The following is an 8,010-nucleotide window of genomic DNA, read 5'->3' as shown; positions in this document are numbered from 1 at the left end:
GGTAAATTGCAAACTGGGGGACCTGCCAAAACGCTCCATACAAACCCATGAGGCAGAAAACTCTTCTTCAAAGGATTGGAAATTCAGCCAGTCCACATAAAATTGATGTGATCCTAACATCATCAAAGGATCTCTCATAGGCTCCCTCCCCTCATTCTGTCCCGCCATGCAATGCATTGGCGCGTACCCGTTGAATGGCATGGGCAACCGCACGACCGGTGGCAACAGGATCACGCGCACCATTGACATGCACTGTGACATTTTGATTGTGTGTGATAGTGGAATGCTCTTTGCCTTTTGCTTCTGTGAAAGGGGAATTTGCACGCCCCGCCCCTGCAAATTGTGCAATCGGTTGAATGGTTGTTTTGCCCCCCAAAAAACTTGGCAAAAACTCTCTTACATCAATGGAACCAATCCACCCCTTAATGCGGCTAGGCAAAGATTTACAAAAATCGCTCAACTTTGTGATAGGTGCCATAAAGCCATCGACAATCGAATTAGCCAGATCTTCGCCCGCTTGTTCCATACCAGCCTTGGCACTCTCCGAGAGCTTTTCCTGTGTAAAAAAACTCTTCAACCATTGCCAAAAGTTGGAAAAGCTTTGTTTAACGCCCTCCCACAAATTGCCAAACCACTCGGCAACAGAGGAAAGCTCTTGTTTAAACTTTTGCCAAACTTGAGAGAGATCAAAAGCATTGGCGATTATATTTTTCCAACGCGTAATGGTGGTGGTATCAGCACCAAAAAAGCGCATAACAGCTTCAAAGGCTTGCCCAAAAGCCCGAGATACCCCCCGTGCAAAGCCCTTCATAAAAGAAGAAAAACGATCCCAATATTTCCACAAAGCAAAACCAGCAGCCAGTATGACCGCCACAACAGCAGCAACCACAGCCCCTATTGGGGTAAAAATACCCCCCACAACAGAGGAAAGACTTGCCCCAACCACTTCGATCACTGTCCCCATCCAACCAAAAGAGGCAGCAAATGCACTTCCTGAGACAGCAATCCCCCGTAAAGCCCCTACCAGTAAAGTTATGGGGCGTAAGAGTCGGAGTGAACTTGCCCCAAGACCCGCGGTTAGCAAGCCCAGCGAGCGCCCTGCGGCTGCTAAGCCCCGCCAGCTTGCAGCAACACCACGACTGAGTACTCTAAGCTTGATAAAAGAGCCCATCAATTGAAGAAGCCCAAGACGTGTGCCAGCCATGGTAAAGCGCAACACGCGCAGAGCAATATTAAAAGCCATCAGAGCGGCAATGGTTTTGATAATGGCGCTTGTTAAAGTTGGGTGCGCATTCGCCCACGCCATAAGCCCATTAGTAAAATTACCAACAGTTTCCATGAGACTGTTGAGAGGAGGCAGAAGCACTTCACCAATGGTGATGCCCAAAGCCACAATACGGTTTTGTAAGAGTTCAAATTGCCGCATGGCACCGGTTGCTTGTTTGTCGGCTTCTTGTTCTACAGAACCTTTAAAGACTTGTGGATCTTTCACATACTCTAAAGCTTGCCCTAACAATTCTGGGTTACCCACCAATTTGGCAAAATCACCAGTAAAATCGCGCCCAGCAATGGCAATCAGCGAGCGCATGCCCTGTTCGGATTTACCCAACACATTAAAAAAGCGTACCAAGGTGCCGGTGGCATCTTTGTCCAGATCTTGCATGAATTTTTCGCGGGAAAGCCCAATATTGGCAAAAGCATCTTCAATATGTTTGCCCCCTGCCTGTATGCGCGCACTCATGGCATTAAAACCACGCGCGGCACTCTCAGGAACAATCCCAGCAGAAATCATCGCCGTACCAAATGCTGCAGTTTCGCGCGCGGTGAGCTTAAACATGGTTGCCGCACCGGTAGCACGATTGGTAAAATCAGACACCTCACTTGCCTTTGCCGCCATGTGATTAGAGAGATGATTGATAGCATCGCCTAGATCTTCAATGCCTGCCTGATTAAGCTTAAAGACATTGCGCAATTTGGCAAAGCGCTCCCCAATCTGATCTCCCGTCATATCAAAAGCAACAGCCGCTTTGGCAGCATAAATGCTAAAAGCTTCTAGATCTTGTTCGCCAATCCCTGCTTGGCTGGCACTGGTCATCAATTCTAAGACTTCACGCGCCGCTAGCGGAATCTTGGTGGAGGTTTCAAGCGCAAAACGGCGCAATTCCTTTAAGCGATCAAGGGGGGCATCGAGAACCTTTTCTAGTCCCTTCATCGATTGATCAAATTGCATGGCTTTATAGAGCGGTGCAATTAAGGTTGCTGTTTGCGCAATGGCACCCACCATGCGCCCCCGCGCTTGGTTAAAAGCATTTTCCGCATTGGCTGTTGCTTCCCTCAGATGCTCCGAGTCAAACCACCCTTTAAAATGCTGCCTTGTCTTGTTTTGGAAATGCGCAATATCTGAACTAAAGGCTGCAAGATCTCGCTTGGCAGAAGCGATCCCCTCTTGCAGATGATTAACAAAACGCACAACAAGAGAAACATCCATGATCGTCTCTTATCCTAACTGATGGCTTTCATATTCTTGAGCTTTCAGGCGCGCGAGTTCTTCTCGATAAGCAATCACATCCAGCCAATCCATCTGGTTAATTTCTGAAGGCGCCCAGTGATAATAAAGGGCTAGCTCTGCCCCAAATTGTCCGGCAGAGAGGATTGGAGTTGCGGAAAAAAAGCAAAAAAAGCCTTCAATATTGCGACAATATCCATCACATCAACTCGATCAATCAATTCAATAGATTCATGTGACATATCAGCCAAAAGTGCTGTGATGCCTTCTGTTGCCTCACTTGTGAACAAAACTTGAGAAAGCTTCGTGATAAGCACATCATTGCTCAAAGTTGTTTTTTGCTCTCCAAACTCAGGAAGCAGCAGCTCTGTCAATTGTGGTCCAATGAGCACCGCTAATTGCTTGGCATGCTTAAAAGTGGGGCGATAAAAGGTCAGTTTCTTGCAGAGAGATTCTTTGCCACCTTTATCTTGATAAGGAAGCGGAACCTGCAATTCCACGTCAATGCTGGTTTGTAAACTTGTCATGATCAATTCCTATAAATTGAGAATAGAGCGGCGGCGAGAACCGATCTCTTGCCCATTGCGGACAAGCCAGCCGCCCCGTTTAAAAGAAAAGCGGTGCAAAACAGAACCATCCCAAAATTCCGTATAGTCCCAAACATTTTTGATCTCGCAATCATAGCCTGTCGCTTTTCCAGCTGTTAAGCCTTCGCTATCGACTTTGACCAACCGCCCTGTCACATCAATGGAATGCTCATGCTCGCGTCCATCTTCTTCAGAGATCACATGTTTTTTGCCTGTAAATTTATGACGAAGCCCAGGAGGACCACCAAAGATGCCGATAATTTCGGGGGTATGGCTGCGGATTTTCATTTGTAAACTCAAAGCTTTCACACCAAGACCGCTCACATCAATCTGCATATCAGAGCCGCCCGGTTGATAGGTTTCGGTGATTTCTTCCAACGTGGGCAGTTTCAATGTTTCAAGATCAAGATGGAGATTCACATCATCATCAACAATCAAGGTAAAACCGCGTACAATGCGTAAAGTCATGCTTTAACTCCTTGCTGCTTTGCGATAAGTTTCAAGCGTATCGCCAAATTGATAAGTCATTTTCTTTTGGATATCTTGCGCCAGCCGATCAAAATAAGCGCTATTGCGCCGGCTGCCGAAACTCAAATCTTCTAAAGGTGGCACTTCTTCTGCATCAAACTCGACCCGCAATTTTCCCAATTGTAAAGTGCTGTTGGAATTTAAATCGCGGTCAAACCAAACCCGCCCACCAAGCAATGCACCACGCGCAATCATATCATCAAGAAACTGTGTAAGGCTGCGGGTAATGGCAATAACATGTTGGCCAGTAAGGTTTTCATCATTCGCCCAAGGGCGGAAATTGTTAATGATCGTTTTTTCCAAAGCTGCACGGGTGCGCACCACATTGACAAAACGCCACAATGGGTCACTGGAGGTGGTATGGTTGCCCCATAAAATGCGCCCATTGGAAGCTACTTCTCCCTGCGCATTTTGGCTAAGCCGTGCTGGAATAAAGGTCGCAATATCGGCTTGGTTAAGGCGATTTGCCTCATGATCAATTTCCCCATCAAAATAGCTAATGGGGCGTGCTGTCCCTAAAATGCCATGCACATCTTGGTTGGAAGGAGACCAAAAAACACCGCCCCTTTGCTTGTCACGTTTGATAAACATGGCGGCAGCAAAAGGACTTGCCGGTTTAACACTAACACCCCCCTCACGATTTGCCACCCGTACAAAGGGGTCAATCAAATAACAAAAGCGTGAGGAAAAATCTGCACGATAGGCAAGACTTTCTTCCGTGTTTTTACCCCCCGTATCAAAAACCGCAATCGCTTGTAGCTTTTCTGCCACTTGTTCTAAAGCGTCTGCCACAGGGTTTTTGCCATTGTCAATCCGCCCTGCACTATAAGCCGGTGCCAGTAAAATCCCAGGTTCCACACCTAAATGCCCACGCGCATGAGCCAAGGCGTGCACACCGGTCAAGTGAGTATTGGATCCCACCATTTCGGTTTGTGTCTCAGCAATGGTTGACTTTTCTTCCACACGCACAAGGATAATTTGTGCCTCAATCCCCTGCGCGCACACGGCTTTAATCACATCAAGAGCCGTGCCTCTTGCCCCAAGCTTTTGGATTTTCTCTGTCTCATGGGTGAAGACCAACACGGGCTCGTCGAGGGGAAAAACTTGGTTGTCAGCATCAGGGGCTGTAACAACCGCCCCAATGGCGGTCTGATCAAATGTTGCTAAAGGACGGGAATCCTCACCAGCCTCTACAATGCGAATCCCATGATTAAATTCTATTGCCATTTTGCTCTCCAAATCAATGAAGAGACCATAACAAAAAGAGCTCCCTTTCATAAGTCTGACACTGTCAGTCAAAAAGCCCTTTTAAAGGGCTTTAAAGGGGACTTAAAGACGGAAGAGCATACAAGCCTTTAAACGCTTATACAAAGATCTTTAATTTAACTGCGCCATCACCACCCCGTCCAGCACCATTTACTGTTCCATCTTCACCATCTCGATAACCGCCACCGCCACCGCCGCCATATCCTTTTTCAGCTCCGCTTCCTCCATTGCCACCATACTGGCTTTTTCCTCCCTTACCTCCATTATTAGCTATACCACTACCACCACTCCCACCACTCCCACCTCCACCATAGGTACTATCCCCTCCATCACCGCCACAACTATCATTAAAGCCACCACCACCTCCTCCACCTCCATGCCAAGGATGTTCTTTTCCCGCATAACCATTATTATTACTACCACTTGCAGTTCCATAACCACCTGAAACTCCACCACCACTATTTCCACCAATATAACCGTTATTCCCCTTACCACCCCGTGCTGTAAGAATAGAACCAACTAGCGTATTACCACCATTAACACCATTTCCATATCCGCCTTTTCCAATAGCCACTACATCATTATTCTGTAATTGGCGTTTTTGAATCTTTAAAGAAATACATTCACCACCACCTCCTCCTCCACGTTGGCCACCGCTCCCGCCACCTCCCCAAGCCATGATTTCAATATCAGTGTCATCTGTCACCCCATCAGGCCAAGGAATATTACCACTCTGCAACATAACGATTTCAATGTACTCTTCTTTACGCTTTTTGATTAAAGCATCCAAAAGAGCATCCACTTGCACCTTGGTATAAACAGCTTCACCATCAACTCTCAAAGGTCCTTTCAAGGTACTTCCATTTGTGCTTAGACTTGTCACAACTTTATTATTGTGGGTGAGATTAAACGACGAATTACCCAACAGTTCTAAGCCACCACTCATAGTGACTTTGCTGGTAAATTTATTATAATTCTGCCATTCATTTGGGCTGGCTAAGCGTCCATAGCTTGTGAGATCTTCATTGATCTTGGCTCTAAAATCATCGAGCCCCACAATATCTTCGGTTTTATGTTGATGTGCGCCTAATAGAGAGACAGCACTGCCAAAAGTGAAGTTATTATTGCTTGATTTATAGAGAACATAATTGTTGGCAGCATCTTTTGCGCCTTCGATATCGCTTAAATCGGCAAAAGTGAAAGTTTTATCCGCTGCCATTTTACCATTGAGAGCGCTTTCTAGATTTGTGATTTCGCTTATGGTATGCGTGTGTTGTAAAGGTGCTTTTTGGTCTACCTTGTCCTCAACACCCGCAATGGCTTGATCAATTTTCGTCAAGTTTTCCCGCAAGATTGGGAATTCAGAACTGATAAAACGACCTTCTTTAGGCAATTCCATGTCGAGTTTTTTGGTTTTTGTCATCTCTCATTTTCCCATTATAATATGCCAGCGCCAAAATCACGCACCATGGACCGCGCTGCTGGTCCACCAGTAAGCGTGAGTTTGAGGCGTGCTTGTTTGGCGCCTTTGTCGCTGCTTACAAATTTTCGTTCTGTCCAAAGTGGTTCGGATAACTGCTCTGTTTCCTCTAATGTGAGAGGGACAAAAGCACCATCATCCAGTTGCATCTCGAGTGAAAAGGTTGCACCACCTGGTAAAAAGGTTTTGATATAGCTGGTCAATCTTGCTTTTTCCCCAAAGGCAAAAGCACGCGTGACATAGGTCGCTTCCTTATGGATCTTTCCCGCAATCAATTGAACAGGAGCAAACAAGACGGGTGAGAGCTTTTCGGTGCCTTTGAGAATAGCGCGAAGCTTTACCTTTTCACTGATATATTCAGTAAGGCTTAGCAATTGAAAGGGAAGAAGTTGATAAACCGTGCCATTGTTTCGTTCAATTTCAAAGATGACAGAACAATCGCTTGAAGGCAATTCAATGGCTGCGCGTACTTGCAAATCAGAGCAGTCCACAAGGTCAAAAGTGCCAAGATCAATGGTTTTTTCTGTTTGTGTGTAGCGTGCCGCCAGCACCCTAAAAGCTAAAGCCTCATCTTGATGAGCGGTCCAGCTCCTAGCATTGACAGAAGAAAAGCGTGGACCGGTCACGTAAGGGTGGCTCGAGACGTATCTCTGGTGTTCTGCATCAAAATCTCCAAGCTTTGCTAAAGAGACGGAATGATCAGCATCATCGGTTTTAATGACAAAAGCCGTTAAACGGTCATCCATCACAAGGAGTGGTACATCATAGCGTGCCTCTGCCCAACCTAGCTTTGCGCCCTTCATAGAATAAAAGCTTTGCGCTTGAATATCGGCGGTCGGATAGCCATTTTCTGTGGTGACCAAATCAATCACCAGATCATGGTTCTGATTGCCGATTTTGCAAAGATGAAAGTCAATTCCAGTGATTTGCCGTGTTGCATCAGGGGTAAAGACTTGCGCTTGTGGGTCCACTTGCGTCCAGATCTTCACCGTGGTGGTGCGCCGCATCACTTTCACATCAATCACGCCTTGCCCTGTAAAAAGACCCGTAGCAATTGTTCCACCTTTCCCCCGTGCCACAACATTTTTTGTGCCAGCCGGAATGTTTTGTGGAATCGTGAAAGTGCCTTCAAGGGTGCCCTTGCTATCGGCAACAAGCTTTGTTTTTGGTAAAACATTCACACCATCAAAGGTAAGACTTTCCAAGATTTCGCTACTGCCAAAACCTTCAATTTTGAAAGAAAGGGTAATTTGTCTTAAAAAATTGATTTTCTCTTGGGTTGCACTCACCAAATCATCACTGATTTCTGTTTTACGAACGCTTCTCCCACGGTTCCATCCCATGTTCAGTTGATTGGTCACGCTTGAGAGCCAATCGGTACGCTGTTCATGCCAAAAGTCTGTCGCGGGTTCAAGGGTTACTGTACCAGGTAAGGTCGCAAAATTTTGATAAGGATTGATTTTTTCGCAAGCCGTTGTCAACTCTTGCGCAATAATCACTTCATTTGTCCAGTCAAGCGTGACAGGCGCTTTTAAAGGAGCAGTATAGAATGTTGGGTCAATGGCAAGCTGTAAAATGCCGTTGCCTACAGCACCTGTTTGTTGAAAGCCTTCATCTCTGTAACTATCATCAAGAAAAGGGTC

General features: G+C 46.2%; 6 protein-coding genes and 1 pseudogene. All 7 read right to left on the bottom strand.

Annotation, left to right across the window (positions count from 1 at the left end; genetic code table 11):
* Window positions 1–138 (bottom strand): annotated as a pseudogene (locus tag ACFILA_RS08685) (phage tail protein); the annotation flags it as partial.
* A 13-nt stretch (window positions 139–151) separates the two neighbouring features.
* Window positions 152–2,488, bottom strand: coding sequence for a phage tail tape measure protein (locus tag ACFILA_RS08680; protein WP_375661022.1), 2,337 nt, complete (start codon window positions 2,486–2,488; stop codon window positions 152–154).
* Between the two features lie 131 nt (window positions 2,489–2,619).
* Window positions 2,620–3,033, bottom strand: a complete 414-nt coding sequence (locus ACFILA_RS08675; protein WP_375612337.1) for a hypothetical protein — start codon at window positions 3,031–3,033, stop codon at window positions 2,620–2,622.
* 9 nt (window positions 3,034–3,042) lie between these two features.
* Complete coding sequence (locus ACFILA_RS08670; RefSeq protein ID WP_015856800.1) at window positions 3,043–3,561, bottom strand: phage major tail tube protein; 519 nt, start codon at window positions 3,559–3,561, stop codon at window positions 3,043–3,045.
* A 3-nt stretch (window positions 3,562–3,564) separates the two neighbouring features.
* Window positions 3,565–4,848, bottom strand: coding sequence for a phage tail sheath C-terminal domain-containing protein (locus ACFILA_RS08665; RefSeq protein ID WP_375661021.1), 1,284 nt, complete (start codon window positions 4,846–4,848; stop codon window positions 3,565–3,567).
* Between the two features lie 136 nt (window positions 4,849–4,984).
* Window positions 4,985–6,310, bottom strand: a complete 1,326-nt coding sequence (locus ACFILA_RS08660) for a Bgr_08870 family protein (RefSeq protein ID WP_375661020.1) — start codon at window positions 6,308–6,310, stop codon at window positions 4,985–4,987.
* Between the two features lie 14 nt (window positions 6,311–6,324).
* The coding region (locus tag ACFILA_RS08655; protein WP_375661019.1) for a DUF4815 domain-containing protein at window positions 6,325–8,010 on the bottom strand (1,686 nt) is incomplete at its 5' end.

It is taken from the genome of Bartonella sp. CL71SXKL (assembly GCF_042194935.1).
Classification (GTDB): Bacteria; Pseudomonadota; Alphaproteobacteria; order Rhizobiales; family Rhizobiaceae; genus Bartonella.
Note: the sequence above shows the minus strand (reverse complement) of the source record. Positions and strands in the feature narration are given on the sequence as shown.